Source organism: Staphylococcus pasteuri (assembly GCF_030547725.1).
Lineage (GTDB): Bacteria > Bacillota > Bacilli > Staphylococcales > Staphylococcaceae > Staphylococcus > Staphylococcus pasteuri.
Window position 1 is genome coordinate 1 of the sequence record NZ_JAUOQO010000293.1, and the last position, 277, is coordinate 277.

The following is a 277-nucleotide window of genomic DNA, read 5'->3' on the forward strand; positions in this document are numbered from 1 at the left end:
ATCCTAACCCTCTTGAAGGTGGTAAATTAGTTTGAATTTTAATTAATAATGGCTCTTCTACACCCGTTTTGTCGATAAAACGTGTCACGATTGATTTTAAATGCTCTGGCGCATCATAAAGTAGACCATCATAAACATCACTTTCGATGGCTGTATAATTTCCCTTTTCAAGGCTTTCTATTAACACTTTAATTTTACCGGCGTTAAATGGAATAGCGATAGCAGGTTGGCCAAAAGTTACTGCGTGCTCGCCTATCAAAATAATTTTACCGGTAGA

The 277-nt window shown here is 36.8% G+C and carries 1 pseudogene; it reads right to left on the reverse strand.

Annotated features, from left to right (window positions below):
• Positions 1-277, reverse strand: a pseudogene (locus tag Q4528_RS13720) (mevalonate kinase); the annotation flags it as partial.